This is a genomic window from Roseococcus sp. YIM B11640 (assembly GCF_049727625.1).
Classification (GTDB): domain Bacteria; phylum Pseudomonadota; class Alphaproteobacteria; order Acetobacterales; family Acetobacteraceae; genus Roseococcus.
Genome location: NZ_JBBJOZ010000002.1, coordinates 1275761 through 1292537 on the forward strand (window position 1 = coordinate 1275761; position 16777 = coordinate 1292537).

Consider the following 16777-nt stretch of genomic DNA (forward strand, 5'->3'; position numbering starts at 1 on the left):
AGAAAGGAAAACCATCCATGGCCAATGCAGGCGAAGCGTTCAAGGCAGGCGATCTGGCGGCGGCGGTGGCCGCGGCCCAGGCGGCGGTGAAGGCCGCGCCGCGCGATTCGGGCGCGCGCTGGCTGCTGGCGGAGCTCATGCTTTTCGCGGGCGATGCCGAGCGCGCGGACCGGATGCTGGACGCCGCGGTGCTGGACGATCCCTCTCCCGCCGTCCTGGAATTCCGCAAGCTCCTGCGCGCCGAGGTCGTGCGCCAGCAGGTCTGGAACGAGGGCCGCGCGCCGAAATTCTCGGGCGACGATGCGACGGACGCGCAGTCGGCGGCGTTGCGCGCCTCCGTGCTCGCCCGTGCGGGCGCCCATGAGGAAGCGGTGACCGAGGCGCAGGCCGCCGAGGATTCCCGGCCCAAGCGCTCGGGCGAGGCCGAGCTCGCGGATGGCAGCAAGATCGCCTTCGACGATTTCCGCGATGCCGACGACCTCATGGCCCCCATGGTAGAGGTGCTGACGACGGGCGGCGAACACATCCTCGTGCCGGTGGAGCGCCTGGCCTCCTTGGCCTTCGACGCGCCGCGCCGGCCTCGTGACCTCGCCTGGCGCCGCACCAATATCGAGCTGAAGGACGGCACCGAGGGCGTCGTCTACATGCCCTCGATCTATCCCGCCGCGCCGGGCCAGCCGGACCCGATCCGCCTCGGCCGCGCGACGGAATGGACGGAAGGCGCAGGCCCCGTGCGCGGCCTGGGTCAGCGGCTTTTCCTCATCGGCGACGATGCGGTGGCGATTTCCGATATCGCCTCGCTGCGCTTCGATTGAGATGAGCGGCAGCGGCGACAGGAACGGCCCCGCCCCGCGCGCCAGCCAGCGCGTGCGGATGCCCTTGCTGGACAGGCTCCTGGATTCCGATCCGGCTTCGCCGCGCGACGCTCCGCTCACTCCGGCGATCGCGCTGGAGACGTTGCGCTCGGCCGTCCGCCGGGATCTGGAAGCGCTGCTCAACGCGCGCCGCCGCCGCTGGCCGCTCCCGGCCACGGCGCCGGAGCTCGTGACGTCGCCGCTCGGCTACGGCATCCCCGATGCGACCTCCGGCAGCTACGCACTGCCGGAGAAGCGGCAGGAGCTGGCGCGCGAGGTGGAGCAGATCATCCGGCGCTTCGAGCCGCGGCTACAATCCGTGCGCGTCCAGCTCCGCGAATCCGGCAACGAGCTGGACCGCACGTTGCGCCTCAAGGTGGATGCCGTGCTGCGGACCGACCCGATCCCGGAGCCCATCAGCTTCGAGACGGTGATCGAGGCCGTCTCGCACGAGGTCCGCGTGACGGAGCGCGGGTGATGGCGCGCATGCACAACCCCACGCGCTCCCCCACGGAGCCGCAGCGCGCCATCGCGTCGACTGGCCGGCCTGCGGGTCCCGCCGCTTCGCGCCGGGGCAGGACGGCACGATGAGCGAGAGCCTCCTCCCCTTCTACAACCGTGAGCTCGCGGCGCTGCGGCGCCTGGCGGGCGAGTTTGCCGAGGCCTATCCGAAAGTCGCCGGCCGGTTGCGCGTCACTTCCGACGGCACGGTGGACGACCCGCATGTGGACCGTCTGCTGGAAGGCGTCGCCTTCCTCGGCGGCCGCGTGCAGCAGCGGCTCGAGGATGAGCTGCCGGAGATCACCGATGCGCTGCTGGAGCTGATCTCGCCGCATCTGCTGGCCCCGGTCCCGAGCATGACGACGGTTCAGTTCTCGCCTAAGGCGGAATCGCGCGGGCCGGCCACGGCGCCGCGCGGAACGCCGCTGGAGACGGAGCCCGTGCGCGGCGAGCCGCTGCGCTACGTGACCTGCCACTCCGTTCCCATCTGGCCCATCCAGATCGAGGCCGTGCGGCTCATGGGCCTGCCGCTGGCCGCGCCGCCCAATCCGCGCGCGCCCGGCGCCGCGGCCTGCCTGCGCATCACGTTGCGTACCCAGGTGCCCGACCTCACCTTCGCGGAGACGGGGCTCGACAAGCTGCGCGTGCATCTGCGCGGCGCGCCGCAGGTCTCCGCCGGCCTGCATGAGCTGCTCGCGACGGCCTGCGTCGGCATCGCGCTGGCCGATGGTCCCGGCGACCCCTCGCCCACCCTGATCGGGCCCGAGAACGTGACGCCCTTCGGCTTCGGCCGCGAGGAGGCCGCGCTGCCCTGGCCGCGCCGCGCCTTCGACGGGCACCGGCTGCTGACCGAGTATTTCGCGCATCCCGAGAAGTTCCTCTACCTCGAGATCGACGGGCTGGAAGCGCGCAGCCTGCTCCAGCGCAGCGACAAGATGGAGGTCTTCCTCTACCTCAACCGCGCGGTGCCGGAGCTGGAGCGGCTGGTGGCCGCCGATACGCTGGCGCTGCATTGCACGCCGGCGGTGAACCTCTTCCCGCAGCGCTGCGAGCCCATCGCGATGGATGGCACGCAATCCGACTGGCTGGTCATTGCCGATGCGCGGCGTCCGGCCGCGCTGGAAATCCACTCCATCCAGGAAGTGCGCGAGAGCCGGCCGGATGGCGCGCGCCGCATGGTCCTGCCGTTCCAGCGCCTGGCGCAGGAGGACGCGGCCGACGAGGACGTGGCGCCCATCCAGTGGATCGCGCGGCGCGGCCCCGCGCCCGCGCCGCTGACCGGCACCGAAACCCGGCTGATGCTGCGCGACATGGAGTTCGACCCGGAGGCGCCGGCCGATGGCGTGCTCACCGTCAACGCGACCTGCCTGAACCGCGACCTGCCCGAGCAGCTGCCCTTCGGCGGCGGCCAGCCGCGCCTGCGCATCGCGGACCCGACTTCGCCGGCCGCTTCCGCCGAATGCCTCTCGGCGCCCACTTCCACGCTGCGGCCGAGGCTCGGCGAGCGCGGCGCGTGGCGGCTCGTCTCGCATCTCGCGCTCAACCACCTCGGAGTCATGGGCGGCGAGCAGGCGGCGGTGGCGCTACGCGAAATGCTGCGCCTGCACGATCTGCGCGACACGCCGGAATCGCGGACGGCCATCGCCGCGCTGGTCTCGGTGCAATCCGGGCCGGGCATCGCGCGCATCCCGGGCCAGCGGCCGGGCGTCTTCGTGCGCGGCCTGGACGTGACGCTCACCTTCGACGCGCAGGCCTGGAACGCGGGTGGCCTCTACCTGCTCGGCTGCGTGCTGGAGCGGTTCCTGGCCTTGCAGGTCTCGGTGAACGGCTTCGTCCGGACGCGGGCCCTGCTGCGCGGACGCACGACCCCGGCCGCGACCTGGGCCCCACGCAGCGGTACGCGTGTGCTGCTGTGACGCCGGAGGACGACGACCCCGACGCGACCCTGGTGGCCCGCCCAGCCAGGGAGGTCCCGCCCCCTCCGGCACCGCCGCCCGCGGCGGATCGCGCCGAGCCGCCTTTCAGCGATCCCAAGGCGCCACGGGGCCCAAGCCCCTTGCAGAGCCTCGCCGAGCATCCCGGGCGCTTCGATCTGGATCAGGCCGCCTTCATCATCGCGCGTGGCCGGGACGCGGTGGAGCTGCCCTATGGCAGCGTCGCTCGCCTGGCCCTCCCGCTCGCCGAGGTGTCGGCGGCGGATATCGAGACAGGGGCGCTCACCACGCCCCTCTTCGGCCTGATCGGGCCAGGCGGCGCCTTGCCGCGCCACTATACCGCCACCGCGGGGGCGGAGCTGCGGCGGCGCAACCGCGCGCTCCAGGCCTTTCTGGACATGCTGGCGCGCCGCTTCACCGGCATGTGGGTGCGCGCCGGGGCCAAGTACCGCCCGGCGCGGGATTCCGAGCCCGCACGCCGCGCGCTCGATGCCGCGATCGGGATGGGGACGCCCGGTCTTTCCGGACGCCTGGCCGTCCCGGCCGAAAGCCTGCGCTATCACGCAGGCCACCTCGCCGCCCGCACGCGCAGCGCGGAACGCCTGCGCGCCATGCTCGCTGAGGAAGCGGGCGCCGAGGTCGAGATCGTGGAATTCGCCGGGGGGTGGCTGCGCCTTCCGCCCGCCGAACAGACGCGCATGGGCCGCGCGCATGGGCGGCTCGGCGTGGATGCGGCGGCCGGTGCCCAGGTCTGGGATCCGCAGGCGCGCTTCATCATCCGCCTGGGCCCGCTGGACCGGCGCGCCTTCGCAGCGCTTCTGCCGGGCCAGCCGCTCTTCGAACGCATCTGCGGCCTCACGCGCCTCTTCGTCGGCCCCGAGCAGGATTTCGTGATCAACCCTGTCCTCGCCGCCGCGGATGTGCCGGAAACGCGCACGGGCGAAAGCGGCGGGCGGCTGGGCCTGACATCCTGGATGGGGGCTTCGAAGCCGCGCCGCGAACCCGCCGGCGACGCCTTCCTGCGCCCCCCACCACTCTGAGCATTGCGCGCCCAAGGAACGAGAAATGACCTCCTGGTCTCACGGCTATGTCGCCGACAGCCCCTATACGATGGCCTATCAGCCCTCCCAGGTGCCGGGGAATCTCGCGCTCATCTGCGCGATGATGGGGGTGGACTGGCAGCCCACCGCACGCATGACCATCCTCGATATCGGCTGCGGGCGCGGCTACACCGTCAATACCCTCGCCGCCGCCAATCCGGGCTGGACCGTGATCGGCCTGGACTACAATCCGGCCCATGTGGCCGAGGCCGCGGCTCTCGCCGAGCGCGCGCAGCTCGAGAACGCGATCTTCACGGAGATGGACCTCGCCGAGATCACGGATGCCGAGATCGACCGGCTGCCCGAGATCGACGTGGTGACGATCCACGGCGTCTGGACCTGGGTGTCGGACGCCGTGCGGCAGGGCATCGTGCGGCTGATGGCGCGGCGGCTGAAGCCCGGAGGCATCGCTTATCTGGGCTACAACTGCCTGCCGGGCTTCGGGCCGGACATGGGGCTGCAGCGGCTGTTCCGGCATCTCGCCGCGCAGCAGGTCATGGGTTCCTCGCCGCAGCGCGTGCAGGCCGCCATTCCCGCTATCCGCGCCCTGCATGCAAGCCGGCCCGCCAACCTCCCCGCCACCGGCATGCTGAAGCGCATCGCCGAGGGGGAGGAGATGATGAACACCGCCTACCTGGCGCATGAATTCCTGACGGAGCACTGGCGCCCTGTCTTCTTCGAGGACCTGATGCGCGACCTCGCGCCCGCGAAGCTCGACTACGTCGGCAGCGCTTCCCTGCAGGACAATATCCCCGACCTCATCTTCTCGCCCGAGCAGCGCGAGATCTTCGAAGGCATGCCGCTCGAGCCGGCACGGGAGTTCATGAAGGACCTCGTCCTCGCCCGCCCCTTCCGCCGGGATGTGTTCGTCCGCGGGCTGCGCCGCACGGACCCGCTCGAGGCGCTGGACCGTTCGGTGATCGCCGCCGTGCGGCCGCTCGGCGAGAATCCGCCGAAGCTCGCCGTGCAGGTCGGCGCGGCGGAGCTCGACCCCGAGATCTGGGGGCCGATCGCGGCCGCGCTGAACGAGGGGCCGCAGAGCCTGGGCCGGCTGCGGAGCCTGCCCGTGGGCCGCCACCCCAACGCGGCCGAGCTGCTGACCATCCTGCAGGATTGCAACCTGATCGCCCCGGCCCTGCGCGACAGCGGCCCGACCGAGGAGACGCGCCGCTTCAACCGCATGGTGGCCGAGGGCTACGCCGAGGAAGGCCGGCTCGGTGGCCAGTATGCCCTGGCCTCGCCAGTGATCGCCGCGGGCCTCACCTGCTCCTGGCTGGAGCTCGCGATCTCCGTGCAGCCGGAGATCGCGGAAGGCCGCGTGCCCGACGGGCCCGAATTCGTGCAGCGCCTGCTGCCGGGCCTTGCGGAGGACAAGCTGGAGGAGGCCGCCGCGACCATGGTCCGCATCGCCACCGAGCGCGCGCCGATCTGGCGGCGCTTCGGGATCGTCTGACGATGGCGGGCTCCTCGCGCGGCTACGTCTCGGCCGCTGGATACGACATCGCCTGGCAGGCCGCGCAGACACCGGCGCACCTCGCCGTGGTCTGCGCCATGGCGGGCGTGTCCTGGCAGCTGCGCGACCGCATGCAGATCGCCGATCTCGGCTGCGGGCGCGGCTATACCGTCAACACCCTGGCCGCCGCCAATCCCGATTGGTCCGTCCTCGGCCTCGACAGCGATCCGGTCAACATCGCCGAAGGATTGCAGACGGCGGCGGAAGCCGGTCTCGGCAACGCCTTCTTCGCCGAAACCGATCTCGGCGCCATCACCGACGAGGAGATCGAGCGCCTGCCCGTGCTCGACGTCGCGCTGGTCCACGGCGTGTGGAGCTGGGTGTCCGATGAGGTACGGGCCGGCATCCTGCGCGTCCTCTCGCGACGCCTGAAGCCGGGCGGCATCGCCTATTTCGGCTACAACGCGCTGCCGGCCTCGCAGGCCGATTTCGCGTTGCAACGCCTGCTGCGGCACTTGGCCGGCCCCCTGGGCACGAGCGCGGAGGAAGTGCTGGCCGCGGCCGCCCGCGCGATGGACCGCCTTCGCGAGATCGCACCCCGGCTGAAGCTGCAGCCCACCCCGATGCTGAAGCGCCTGCTCGCCGAGCCGGTGGAGCTGTCGCCCGCCTTCGTCGCGCACGAATTCCTGACGGAGCATTGGCGCCCCTGCTATCCGGAGGATCTGCAGGCGGCGCTGGCACCCGCCAAGCTCGACTTCGTGGGCAGCTGCAACCTCTTCGAGCATATTCCCGGCCTGGTCTGCGACGCGGCGCAGCTCGCCGTGCTGGAAACGCTGCCGCCGGGCATGGCGCGCGAGTTCCTGAAGGATCTCTGCCTGCCGCGCGCCTTCCGGGCGGACGTCTTCGTCCGGGGCGGCCGGCGCGTGAATCCGATGGCGGCGATGAACTCGCTGCTGCTCGCGCCCTGCCGCCCGCTGCCGGAGGAAGGACCGGTCCTCGTCACCGGCACAGGCAAGGCCACCTTCGCGCCCGAGGTCTGGCGCGAGATCGCCGCCGCGCTGGAGGACGGGCCGAAATCCGTCGGGCGCCTCTGCGCGATGGTCAGCGAGAACGCCCCCGGGCCCGCCGAATTGCTGGCGGTTCTGGACGGAACCTCGCTGGTGCTGCCCGCCTTCCGCCCACCCTCGCCCACGCCCGCCGCCACGCGCTTCAACATCGCCGCCGCCGCCATCCATGCGCGGCGTGGCGATGAAGCCGGGCATTTCGCGCTCGCCTCGCCCGTCGCGGCGGGCGGCCTGCCGGCCAGCTCGCTCGACCTCGCGCTGGTGGGCGCGCTGCTCGACGGCACGCCTCCTTCGCCGGCGCAACTCGCACGCCGCCTGCAACCGCATCGCGACGCCGAAGGGCTGGAGCGCGCGGCCGGAATCATCGAGGCGCATCTGGGCGAGCGCATGCCCATCTGGCAACGCTTCGGCGTCATCTGATCGCTCGACCCCGCCGCGCTACCCATGCGACACTTCTGCACATGACTTCGCCTCGATCGGCTGCTTCGATCCATGAGGCACAGGAACTCAAGGCCGCCGGACACAGGCGGCTTCTCAGGAGGCACACCATGTCGACAGCAACCCTGCGCGCCGCGCTGCTCGGCCTCGCGGCCCTGCCGCTCGCGACGCCCGCTCTCGCGCAGCAGAGCGACGCCGCCACGCGCCAGCTGATCGAGCGCCTGCGCCCGACCGAGCAGCAGACGCGCGGCATCCGCATGCCCGGCGCGGATAGCGGCACAGCCGCGCCCGCCAGCCCCTCGCTGACGCCAGCGGCCCCGTCCACGGGCAAGCCGGACGGCATGCCGCCCACGGCGGCCGCGCGGCCGCCGGCGCCGGCGCAGCCGCCACGCGACACCACCGCACCCGCAGGCGTCGCCGCCGTCTCCATCACGGTGAACTTCGCCTCCGGCTCGGCCAATCTCACGCCGCAGGCCATGGCGTCCCTCACCAACCTCGGCCGCGCGCTCGCCTCGTCCGAACTCGCCTCCTACCGCTTCCGCATCGAGGGGCACACGGACACGGTGGGCGACGCGCAGATGAACATGGCGCTCTCGCAGCGCCGGGCCGAAGCGGTGCGCGACTTCCTCTCGCAGCGCTTCCAGATCGCGCCCGACCGGCTGGTCGCGACCGGCATGGGCGAGAGCCAGCTCCTGGTCCGCACGGGCGACGAGCGGGACGAGCCGCGCAACCGGCGCGTCCAGGTGCTGAACCTCGGCAGCTGAGGCCACGCGCCCGTTAGGGACGCGCCATGCCGAAGGACGACGAAGACGCGACGGTCCGCCTGCCCCCGCCTCCCGGGGCGCAGGCACCGCGGCTGGTCATGGCCAGCCCGCCCCGTCACGGCACGGGGCCGTGGATCGCGGCTGGCGCGGGCGCGCTGCTTCTGATGGCGGGCGGCGGCACATGGTGGTGGCTCTCGCGATCCGCCCCGCCCGCGCCCGCTCCACCGCCCGCCGAGGCTCCGGCGCCCGTGACGGTCGCGCCGGTTCCCCCCGCCGCCATCGCGCCGCCACGCCTCCCCACCGCCGAGATCCTCGCCTTCCGGGGCGTGGAGCCCACCGCCTTCCGCTGGGCCAGCAACCCGCTGGTCTGGATCCTGGACTTCCCCAACCTCGACCTGCAGGGGCAGGCGCTGAACCGCGCCGCCGCGCTGCTGGAGAAGGCGCGCGGCGCGCGCGACCGCGTGCTGACCGACGAGGAGCTGGCGGCCGCCATCGCCGCGGACCGTCGCAGCCCGTCCACCTGGTACTTCGGGCACAACTACCGCGCCTCCGACCTCATGCGCGTCTTCGAGCTCGCCGACCGCGCCGGCATCCGCCTCAACCCGCAGGAGCTCTGGCTGCGGGAGCAGGTGGAGCTGTCGCGACGCGTGGATCGTTCGCGCGACGCGGCCTTCCTGACGCTGCCAGCCCTCGGCCCGCATGTGGATGAGAGCCTGCGACGCTCGATCCTGATGCATGAGCTCGGTCACGGGCAGTTCTTCACCATGCCTTTCTTCGCCGCGCATGTGATGCGGGTATGGGAGACGACGTTCACGCAGCAGGAGCGCGCCGCCATCCGCCGATTCCTCGCGCATGACGGCTACGACCAGGGCAATGAGGAACTGATGGCCAACGAGGCGATGGCCTACCTGCTGTACACGCCGGACCGGCGCTTCTTCGACCCGGCGCGGGACCTCGGCTGGTCCGACGCGCAGGCGAACCGGCTGCGCGAGGCCCTGCGGGCCGGCGCGCCGGAAGAGCCGTAGGCGCTACCTGGCCGCCGTCTCGATCACGAAGGGACGGATGACGACCCGGCGGCCATTCTGCCGCGCGTTCCGCAGCGCCTCCTCCAGCGCGGGCAGATAGGCTTCCTGCTTCTCGACCAGCGGGCGGGAGGCAGGGAAAAGCGGCCCCTCGCTGACGATCGCCACCAGCAGGTCGGTGCCGAAGGGCTCGCTCACCTCCCAGCCCGGGAAGCCCGCGCGGGGTTCGCCAAGCCGCACGGAACTGTTGGCCGCATGCGGCGCCGAGGGGACGAGGTGCGCGACCTCTCCCGTGCTCATGAAGTAGGCCACGTAGAGATTGCCGGGCCAGTCCGGCATGCTCACGTCGAAGCGCAGCAGGTCTCCCGCGCGCAGCGGCATGCGCCCGACGGGCGCGACGCGCGGCGGCAGGTCCGGCGCGGCCAGGACCGGCCGCAGGATGGCCATCGCCGGGCAATAGGGCCCATCGAAGCTCTGCAAGTCGAGCCGTGTGGCGGCGAGCGGCACATCGCGGGCCGCCAGGACGCGCCGGACGGCCCCTTCCTCGCCACGGCGCACCACACCCTCCAGGGTCAGCGAGCTTTCGGACGCCGCGCCGGCGATGAGGCCGCAGCCGGGTGCCGCCGCGGCGGCGAGTGCCGCGGCACGCAGGTCCGGACGCGGCGGAGCGAGGGCCAATTGCGTGGGCGGCGGAACCGGGCGGTCCGCAGCGGCCGGGGGGGCGGGCGTGAGGGAAGGCAGCGGCGTCTGGGCCTGGGCGGGGCGCTCCGGCGCGGCCGGAACCAGCGCGGGCGCGCTGGGAATCAGGGGCGCGGGTGCGGGCGCCGGACGCTCCGTTGCCGAAGGGATGGGCGCGGCAGCTTGCGCGGAGGGCGGGGACGGAGGCGTCAGAACGGTAGGCGTCGGCGTGGCAGGCGGCGTCTGTGCGATAGGCGCGGGCCTCTCGGGCGCGGGTGGCGGCGTCTGCGCGACCGAGGGCGGCGCGGCCGGTACCGTGGCGGGGGACGGTGCCGTGGCGGGGGATGGTGCCGTGGCGGGGGATGGCGAAAGGCTCGGCGCCGGGGCGGGCGGGGCCGCCGGGGGCTGGGCCGGAGCCAGCGTGACCTGGGCAGGCGCGGGCGCGGGCGCCGGGGCTTGGCCGCTTCCGCCCAGGACATAGAAGGCGGCCGCTCCCGCGACCAGCGCCGCCGCCACGCCACCGCCGATGAGCATCACCGGCGGCCCGCTCCGCGGCGCCGCGACGGGCACCGGCGAGGGTGGCGGCGCCGCAGGCCGGGCGCCACCGGCGACCACCGTCGCATCGGCATCGGCCATGGGCAGCGAGGCCGCCGGGGTCGGCGCCGAGGCGGCCTCGCGGATCGCCTCGGCAAAGGCGGCCGCCGTGGGGTATCGATCCTCCGGGCGCTTGGCCATGGCGCGGGCCACCACCGCATCGAAGGCGCGCGGCGCGGTGACCGACAGCGTCGAGGGCGGCGTCGGCTCGGTGTGGATCGCCTTGTGCTGCACCGCCGAGAAACCGCCTTCGAACGGCTTCTCACCCGTCAGCAGCTGGTAGAGCAGCACGCCCGAGGCCCAGATGTCGGCTCGCGAATCCACCGGCTCGCCGCGCAATTGCTCCGGCGCCATGTAGGAGGGCGTCCCCATGACGGTGCCCACCTGCGTCATCGAGGAATTCTCGATCCGCGCGATGCCGAAATCGGCGATCTTCACCGTGCCGCTCTCGGTCAGCATGACGTTGGCGGGCTTGATGTCGCGGTGCACCACCCCGCGCTTGTGGCTGTAGTCCAGCCCGGCGAGAATCTCCTGCATCAGCCGCACGATCTCGGGCAGCGCGAAGCGCTCCGCGCGGTCGAGCGGCTGCTTGAGCGTGCCGCCCTCCACCAGCTCCATCGCGATCCAGGCGTTCTTCTCGTCCTCGCCGTAATCGTAGACGGCGACGATATTGGGGTGGTTGAGGCGGCCGGCGGCCTGGGCCTCGCGCTTGAACCGGGCGAAGCTCTCCTCGCCCTCGCGGTCCCCGGCGGCGGGCTTGGGCAGGATCTTGAGGGCGGCGCGGCGCTCGATCACCACGTCGAAGGCGTCGAGCACCGTGCCCATGGCACCCGCGCCCAAACGGCCGCGGATTTCGTACTTGCCCACCGTCTCGACCATGAAACGTGCTGCCTCCTGCCCCAAACAACTCTACAACGCGAACGGTCCCACGCCAGACGCGAAAGGACGCCCATCCCATCCTGTGCGACGGATGCGACATTGGGGCGTTGCTACAGCGTTATACGCAACTACGAGGAACGATGATGCATCACACCGGTTTGCGACTCGCCGCGCCGCTTTTCGCGGGCGCCATCATGCTCTCCGCCTGCGAGACCGCGCCGCCGCCGCCCGTGACCCTGGCCGACCCGGGCGATCCCTGTGCCTCGCAGTTCGTCGCCTATAGCGAAGCCGGCCGGCTCTTCCTCCCGCCCTTCCCCGCCAATCCCACGCCCACGCCCGTGCAGATGGAAGCGGCGCTCGCCAGCGAGAACGCGGCGCTCGAGCGGCTGCTGGTGTCGTCCGACACGCTGCGCCACTGCCGCGCCGCCACCGGCTCCGGCGCGCGGCTGTCGGGCGACATGGCCGAGGGGCAGCGCATCCGCCAGGCGGTCGAGACCAACGCGCGCGGCATCGACACGGCTCTGGAGCGCGTGGCGCCCGGCAGCACGTCCATGGCGGCTTCCGCGGCGCAGGCCGGCGGGCCGATCTCGGCCGTGGCGCTGGTGCCGATGACGCTGCGGATGCAGCCCGATACCACCTCCGCCATCGCGGCGCGGCTGCCGGCGGGCGCCCGGGCGACGCTGCGGACCGGGCCGGCGGGCTTTGTCCTGGCCGATGCGGGCGGCGACGCGCGGGGCTACGGATCGCGGGCGGATTTCGCGGTGGTGCCGCAGGTCCAGGCGTCGAACCGGCTCGTCAGCCTTGCAGCCACCAGCATGGCGCGCCGCGCGGAATTCGCGCGAAGCCAGACGGGCGGCCGCTACTGACGCGTCAGGCCCGGAGCCAGGCTCCGGGCCACCCTCAGGCCGCCGCGGCCCGCGCAGCGTCCTGGCAGGCGGCGAGATCGATCCTCGCGCGCAAGGGCAGGTGATCGGACGCCAGGCGCGCCAGATGCGAGGAATGCGCCTCGACCGACATCACGAGGTTGTGTGGATTGCCGAGGATCCGGTCGAGCGCCAGGAACGGCAGGCGCGACGGGAAACTCGGCTCGCCGCCGGCCAGCGATCCGAAATAGGATTCGAGGGCGATCAGCGACGACGGCACGCCCGGCCGCCATTCGTTCAGATCGCCCATCAGGAGCGTGGGCATGCGCTCACGCGCACGGCGGTTGTCCTCCTCGATGGCCGCCAGCAGCGTTGCCGCCTGCATGGCACGGTGGCGGCGCATGAGTCCGAGATGCGCCGCGACCACGCGCAGCTTGCCCGCCGGCAGCTTGAGCTCGGCCACCAGCGCGCCGCGCGGTTCGGCCCCCGGCAGGTCGATGCGGCGCAGGCGGAGCAACCGCCCCTCACGGACCAGCAGGGCATTGCCGTGCCAGCCATGGCCGCCCGGATTGTCGGCGACCGGCAGCATGGTCAGGCCCGTCTTCCGCTCCAAGGCGCCCGCGTCCAGCAGGCCGGTCCGCACCCCGAAGCGGCGGTCGGCCTCCTGCAGGGCCAGCACATCGCAATCCAGTTCGGCGATGACGCTGGCGATGCGGTTGGGGTCGAAGCGATTGTCCACGCCGACGCATTTGTGGACGTTGTAGGAGGCCGCGACGATCACGCCCTCCGGCCTCGGAGCCGAGGCGGCCGGGTGGAACGAAGCGCGGCGGCGCGCGTAGGCGCCGTGCAGCTTCAGCAGCGAGCGGTGCAGCTCCAGCGGAAAGCCGGTGCGCGTGGGAAGGTTGGGCGGCACGGACATGGGTTCTGGAGAATGGGGATCGGCGCGGCCGATGCCAACCCGGAACCAGCCGCCTCGCCGGATTGAAACCTTCCCGTCATCCTCTTGCATGCCTCGAAAGCCGGGCCGATGCTCGCCACATTGCCTCGTCCGGAAGCTATCTCATGCCAATGATCCTCGCCGCCAACGCCAATGCCCAGGGGAGCCATGTGGGCGAGTGGCGCCATCCCACGGCCTGGGACCGCCCGGCCGCGAATATCGACAATGCCGTGCGCCTCGCGCAGATCGCCGAGGCGGGGAAGATGGACCTGCTGTTCCTCGCCGACGGCAACGGCGTGCGGAACCTGGACAAGCCCGACCTCTTCGCCGCCACCGCGCCCTCCGACCGTCCGGGCGTGTTCGAGCCTGTGACGCTGCTCTCCGCGCTCGCGATGGTGACGAAGCATGTGGGCCTCGTGGCGACGGCCACGACGACCTATGACGAACCCTTCGCCGTCGCCCGGCGCTTCGCCTCGCTGGACCACATCAGCCATGGCCGCGCGGGGTGGAACCTCGTCACCACGTCCAACCCCGGCGACGCGCTCAACTTCTCGCATGACGAGCACGTCGCCCGTGCCGACCGCTACGAGCGCGCGGCCGAGTTCGCCGGGATCGTGAAGGGGCTGTGGGACTCCTGGGCCGACGATGCCTTCCCGCAGGACAAGGCCTCGGGCCGTTATCTCGACCCATCGAAGGTCCATGCGCTCAACCACAAGGGCAAGCACTTCAAGGTGGCTGGTCCGCTGAACGCGCCGCGTCCGCCGCAGGGCCACCCCCTGATCTTCTCGGCCGGGCAGTCGGACGCGGGCAAGGAGCTCTCGGCCTCCACGGCCGATTGCGTCTTCGCCATCGAGGGCACGATCGAGAACGCGCAGAAGCTCTACGCCGATCTCAAGGGCCGCATGGCGAAGTACGGGCGCGAGCCGGACGAGATGAAGATCCTCGCCGGCACCACCATCGTCGTCGGCGAGACGGAAGCCGAGGCCGACCGAATCCTGCAGGAGCTGGAAGATCTGGTGCCCGTTCCCGTGGGCCTCGACTACCTCTCCAAGATGGTGGGCGTGCGGATGGCGGATTATCCGCTGGACGGCCCGATGCCGGAGCTCTCGGGGGAGCATCTGGGCCCGACCGCCATCGGCCATTCCATCGTGAACATGGCGCGCGCCAAGGGGCTGACGGTGCGCGAGACGTACAAGTCCGTGCTGCCGCAGATGGCGGGCAACATCTTCAAGGGCGACCCCGTGCAAGTCGCGGACCGGCTGGAGGCGTGGTACCGCGGCAAGGCCTGCGACGGCTTCATGATCGCCGCCCCCGTGGTGCCCACGGGCATGGAGCGCTTCACCAAGCTCGTCATCCCCATCCTGCAGGAGCGCGGGCTGTTCCGCCGCGAATACGAGGGCAGGACGCTGCGCGACAATCTCGGCCTGGCGCGGCCGGCGAACCGTTTCTTCGTGGGCGCCAGGACGCCCGCGCTGGCGAAGTGAGGCCGATGATGATGCTGTCCCGCCGCACTGCCCTCGGTGCCCTCGCCGCCCCTGCCCTCGCCGGCCCCGCCTCCGCCCAGGCCTGGCCCAGCCGCCCGGTCCGCGTGATCGTCCCCTTCGCCGCGGGCGGCACGACCGACCTCATGACGCGCCTCGTCGCCGAGCGCCTGGGCGGGCCGCTCGGCCAGCAGGTGGTCGTAGAGAATCGCGGCGGCGCCTTCGGCATGCTGGGCGCGGACGCGGTCGCGAAGGCGCCGGCGGATGGCTACACGCTGCTGGGCGGCAGCCCTGGGCCGATGGTCGTCAACTCCTATGTCTACAAGTCGCTGCCCTATGATCCGGAGCGAGATCTGTGCGGCGTCTGCATGGTCGCCTCCGTTCCCTATGTCATGGCGGTCCCGACCTCGCTCGGCATCAATTCGGTGCAGGAGCTGATCGCCCGGGCGCGGGCGCAGCCGAACAGCATCAACTTCGCGACTTCGGGCATGGCCTCGCGTTTGACGGTGGAGCTGTTCCGCGCGCTGGCCGGCGGCGTGCCGATGGAGATGGTGCAGTACCGCGGCGGCACGCCCGCGCGCACGGATCTGCTGGCTGGCCGCGTCCAGCTCGTCATCGAGCAGGCACCCGCCTTCCTGGAGGATTTCCGGGCGGGCACGCTCAAGGCGCTCGCGGTCGGCGGCGCGCACCGCTTCCGCCTGCTGCCGGACGTGCCGACGCTGCAGGAGGTGGGCATAGCGGGCTACGAGGCCGAGGCCTGGATGGGCTACGGCGCGCCGGCCGGGACGCCCATGGCGGTGCGCCAGCGCCTGGCCGCCGAGATCGACAAGATCGTCAAGTCGCCCGAGGTGACGGAGCGGCTGCTGTCCTGGGGCTCGGAGCCCGTGGGCGGCACGGTCGAGGACATGGAGCGCATCCTCGCCAATGAGCGCCGCCGCTGGTCCGAGGTCGTGCGGATCGCGGGGATCGAGAAGGAGTAGCCTCCCCGCTCAGGCGGGAAGAATGACCCTCTCGACATACTGCATGAAGTGGGAGGCGGGCGGCGTCTGCAGCCCCTTCACCTTCGCCTGCTCATCGAAGCGGCGGAGCTGCACGGCATCGCGGAACTGGGGAACGGCCTCGAACTCCGCGATCTCCTCGGCGGACATGGGGCCACCCTGCAGGCTCAGGCTCAGGATCGAGTCCTTGGAGAGCTTGGAGAAGTAGTCCGGCTCCACCGCGCAAAGGTAGCGCTTGGCGGCGACATGCAGCCGAACCGGCTCCGTCACGTCCGGGCCGAACATGGAAGTGAGGAACTCGTATCCGAGCTCCTCATGCTTGTCGTCCACGCCGTCCTCGGCCGGGTTCTCGCCCAGGTCGTGCACCATGTGGCCGATATCGTGCAGAAGCGCGGCCGCGATCAGGCTTTCGGAACAACCCTGGCGCTCGGCCATCCAAGCGGATTGCAGCGCATGCTGGCGCTGGTTGATGTCGGCGAGGCCGTACTGGCCGCCGGCCTTGAGCTCGATCAGCTCGGCAATATGGGCGAGGCGCGGGTCGGTCATCGAGGGGAAGCCTGTCGTCTTTCCGCCAGGATAGGGTCCGGCCCGCGCCGGTTCAATCGTCTAGACGATAACGATCAAGCGACAGGCATCGTCTTGGCCATGGCCGGCAGCGCCACGACCTTGGCGTACCAGGCTTCCAGCTTCGGATGGCCCGCGCGCCAGGGCTCGTTCGCATAGCGGAAGTCCAGGTAGCCGAGGGCGCAGGCCACCGCGACCTCGCCGATGGTGGTGAGCAAACCGAGCTTGTCGGCCTCGGTCTCCAGCATGTCGATCGCGCGCTCGACCTTGCCGCGCTGGGTCGCGATGTATTCCTTGCGGCCGTCATCCTGCGGCAGCGCGATCTCGCGGCGGCGGGGCTGGCTGGCGTCCATGATGCCGTCGCCCAGCGCCTGGAGCTGCAGCGCCTTCCATCGCGCGGGCCCCGCGGCGGGGAAGAGCTTCGGCGCGCTGCCGACGCTGTCGAGATACTCGCAGATGACCGGGCTGTCGTAGAGCGCGGCGCCGTCCGGGGTCACGAACGTCGGGATCTTGCCGAGCGGGTTGAGCTTGGCCAGCGCCTCGTCGGTCGTCTTGAGGGCTAGGTCGGAAAGCTGCCCGTCGATGCCGCGCAGGATGGCGCAGACCATGGCCTTGCGGACATAGGGGCTCGCGCCGGAATAGGTGAGTTTCAT

General features: G+C 71.7%; 15 protein-coding genes. 11 read left to right on the forward strand and 4 right to left on the reverse strand.

Going from position 1 to position 16777, the window contains the following annotated elements; translation table 11 throughout:
- Window positions 1-17 precede the first annotated feature (17 nt).
- The 8 genes from WJM96_RS13620 (at window position 18) to WJM96_RS13655 (ending at window position 9133) form a co-directional block, all read left to right on the forward strand.
- On the forward strand, window positions 18-815 hold the full coding sequence (locus WJM96_RS13620) for a type VI secretion system accessory protein TagJ (RefSeq protein WP_424813033.1): 798 nt from the start codon (window positions 18-20) through the stop codon (window positions 813-815).
- 1 nt (window position 816) lies between these two features.
- A complete protein-coding gene (gene tssE, locus WJM96_RS13625) occupies window positions 817-1332 on the forward strand; it encodes a type VI secretion system baseplate subunit TssE (RefSeq protein WP_424813034.1) in 516 nt (171 codons plus the stop codon).
- Between the two features lie 109 nt (window positions 1333-1441).
- Window positions 1442-3271, forward strand: coding sequence for a type VI secretion system baseplate subunit TssF (gene tssF / locus WJM96_RS13630; RefSeq protein WP_424813035.1), 1830 nt, complete (start codon window positions 1442-1444; stop codon window positions 3269-3271).
- Window positions 3272-3411: 140 nt separating this feature from the next.
- Window positions 3412-4329 (forward strand): type VI secretion system baseplate subunit TssG, encoded by a 918-nt coding sequence (gene tssG / locus WJM96_RS13635; protein ID WP_424813036.1) that lies wholly within the window; start codon window positions 3412-3414, stop codon window positions 4327-4329.
- 25 nt (window positions 4330-4354) lie between these two features.
- On the forward strand, window positions 4355-5842 hold the full coding sequence (locus WJM96_RS13640; RefSeq protein ID WP_424813037.1) for a class I SAM-dependent methyltransferase: 1488 nt from the start codon (window positions 4355-4357) through the stop codon (window positions 5840-5842).
- Between the two features lie 2 nt (window positions 5843-5844).
- Window positions 5845-7326 carry a class I SAM-dependent methyltransferase gene (locus WJM96_RS13645; RefSeq protein ID WP_424813038.1) on the forward strand — a complete coding sequence of 494 codons (1482 nt, stop codon included), beginning with the start codon at window positions 5845-5847 and terminating at the stop codon, window positions 7324-7326.
- A 128-nt stretch (window positions 7327-7454) separates the two neighbouring features.
- Window positions 7455-8108, forward strand: coding sequence for an OmpA family protein (locus tag WJM96_RS13650; protein ID WP_424813039.1), 654 nt, complete (start codon window positions 7455-7457; stop codon window positions 8106-8108).
- A gap of 26 nt (window positions 8109-8134) precedes the next feature.
- A complete protein-coding gene (locus WJM96_RS13655; protein WP_424813040.1) occupies window positions 8135-9133 on the forward strand; it encodes a hypothetical protein in 999 nt (332 codons plus the stop codon).
- A gap of 3 nt (window positions 9134-9136) precedes the next feature.
- Here WJM96_RS13655 and WJM96_RS13660 read toward each other — a convergent pair whose 3' ends face one another.
- A complete protein-coding gene (locus WJM96_RS13660) occupies window positions 9137-11281 on the reverse strand; it encodes a protein kinase domain-containing protein (protein ID WP_424813041.1) in 2145 nt (714 codons plus the stop codon).
- Window positions 11282-11421: 140 nt separating this feature from the next.
- Here WJM96_RS13660 and WJM96_RS13665 point away from each other — a divergent pair, with 140 nt between their 5' ends.
- Window positions 11422-12147: a hypothetical protein gene (locus WJM96_RS13665; RefSeq protein WP_424813042.1), complete on the forward strand. Its 726-nt coding sequence runs from the start codon at window positions 11422-11424 to the stop codon at window positions 12145-12147.
- A gap of 34 nt (window positions 12148-12181) precedes the next feature.
- Here WJM96_RS13665 and WJM96_RS13670 read toward each other — a convergent pair whose 3' ends face one another.
- Window positions 12182-13063 carry an endonuclease/exonuclease/phosphatase family protein gene (locus WJM96_RS13670; protein ID WP_424813043.1) on the reverse strand — a complete coding sequence of 294 codons (882 nt, stop codon included), beginning with the start codon at window positions 13061-13063 and terminating at the stop codon, window positions 12182-12184.
- Window positions 13064-13212: 149 nt separating this feature from the next.
- Here WJM96_RS13670 and WJM96_RS13675 point away from each other — a divergent pair, with 149 nt between their 5' ends.
- The gene (locus tag WJM96_RS13675) at window positions 13213-14565 is read left to right on the forward strand and encodes an LLM class flavin-dependent oxidoreductase (protein WP_424813044.1); all 1353 of its coding nucleotides are present in this window, start codon (window positions 13213-13215) and stop codon (window positions 14563-14565) included.
- 5 nt (window positions 14566-14570) lie between these two features.
- Complete coding sequence (locus WJM96_RS13680; RefSeq protein WP_424813045.1) at window positions 14571-15542, forward strand: Bug family tripartite tricarboxylate transporter substrate binding protein; 972 nt, start codon at window positions 14571-14573, stop codon at window positions 15540-15542.
- A 9-nt stretch (window positions 15543-15551) separates the two neighbouring features.
- On the opposite strand, the gene WJM96_RS13685 is transcribed toward WJM96_RS13680, so the two are convergent.
- Both WJM96_RS13685 and WJM96_RS13690 read right to left on the reverse strand, forming a co-directional pair.
- The gene (locus WJM96_RS13685; RefSeq protein WP_424813046.1) at window positions 15552-16106 is read right to left on the reverse strand and encodes a phosphonate degradation HD-domain oxygenase; all 555 of its coding nucleotides are present in this window, start codon (window positions 16104-16106) and stop codon (window positions 15552-15554) included.
- A gap of 74 nt (window positions 16107-16180) precedes the next feature.
- On the reverse strand, window positions 16181-16777 hold the full coding sequence (locus WJM96_RS13690) for a glutathione S-transferase N-terminal domain-containing protein (protein WP_424813047.1): 597 nt from the start codon (window positions 16775-16777) through the stop codon (window positions 16181-16183).

Bases quoted from the DNA above. Each gene is read 5' to 3' on its own strand.
- WJM96_RS13675 (WP_424813044.1), top strand. From the start codon at position 13,213: ATGATCCTCGCCGCCAACGCCAATGCCCAGGGGAGCCATGTGGGCGAG.
- tssE (WP_424813034.1), top strand. From the start codon at position 817: ATGAGCGGCAGCGGCGACAGGAACGGCCCCGCCCCGCGCGCCAGCCAG.
- WJM96_RS13665 (WP_424813042.1), top strand. From the start codon at position 11,422: ATGATGCATCACACCGGTTTGCGACTCGCCGCGCCGCTTTTCGCGGGC.
- WJM96_RS13645 (WP_424813038.1), top strand. From the start codon at position 5,845: ATGGCGGGCTCCTCGCGCGGCTACGTCTCGGCCGCTGGATACGACATC.
- WJM96_RS13640 (WP_424813037.1), top strand. From the start codon at position 4,355: ATGACCTCCTGGTCTCACGGCTATGTCGCCGACAGCCCCTATACGATG.
- WJM96_RS13620 (WP_424813033.1), top strand. From the start codon at position 18: ATGGCCAATGCAGGCGAAGCGTTCAAGGCAGGCGATCTGGCGGCGGCG.
- WJM96_RS13680 (WP_424813045.1), top strand. From the start codon at position 14,571: ATGATGATGCTGTCCCGCCGCACTGCCCTCGGTGCCCTCGCCGCCCCT.
- tssF (WP_424813035.1), top strand. From the start codon at position 1,442: ATGAGCGAGAGCCTCCTCCCCTTCTACAACCGTGAGCTCGCGGCGCTG.
- WJM96_RS13650 (WP_424813039.1), top strand. From the start codon at position 7,455: ATGTCGACAGCAACCCTGCGCGCCGCGCTGCTCGGCCTCGCGGCCCTG.
- WJM96_RS13660 (WP_424813041.1), bottom strand. From the start codon at position 11,281: ATGGTCGAGACGGTGGGCAAGTACGAAATCCGCGGCCGTTTGGGCGCG.
- WJM96_RS13670 (WP_424813043.1), bottom strand. From the start codon at position 13,063: ATGTCCGTGCCGCCCAACCTTCCCACGCGCACCGGCTTTCCGCTGGAG.
- WJM96_RS13690 (WP_424813047.1), bottom strand. From the start codon at position 16,777: ATGAAACTCACCTATTCCGGCGCGAGCCCCTATGTCCGCAAGGCCATG.
- WJM96_RS13685 (WP_424813046.1), bottom strand. From the start codon at position 16,106: ATGACCGACCCGCGCCTCGCCCATATTGCCGAGCTGATCGAGCTCAAG.
- WJM96_RS13655 (WP_424813040.1), top strand. From the start codon at position 8,135: ATGCCGAAGGACGACGAAGACGCGACGGTCCGCCTGCCCCCGCCTCCC.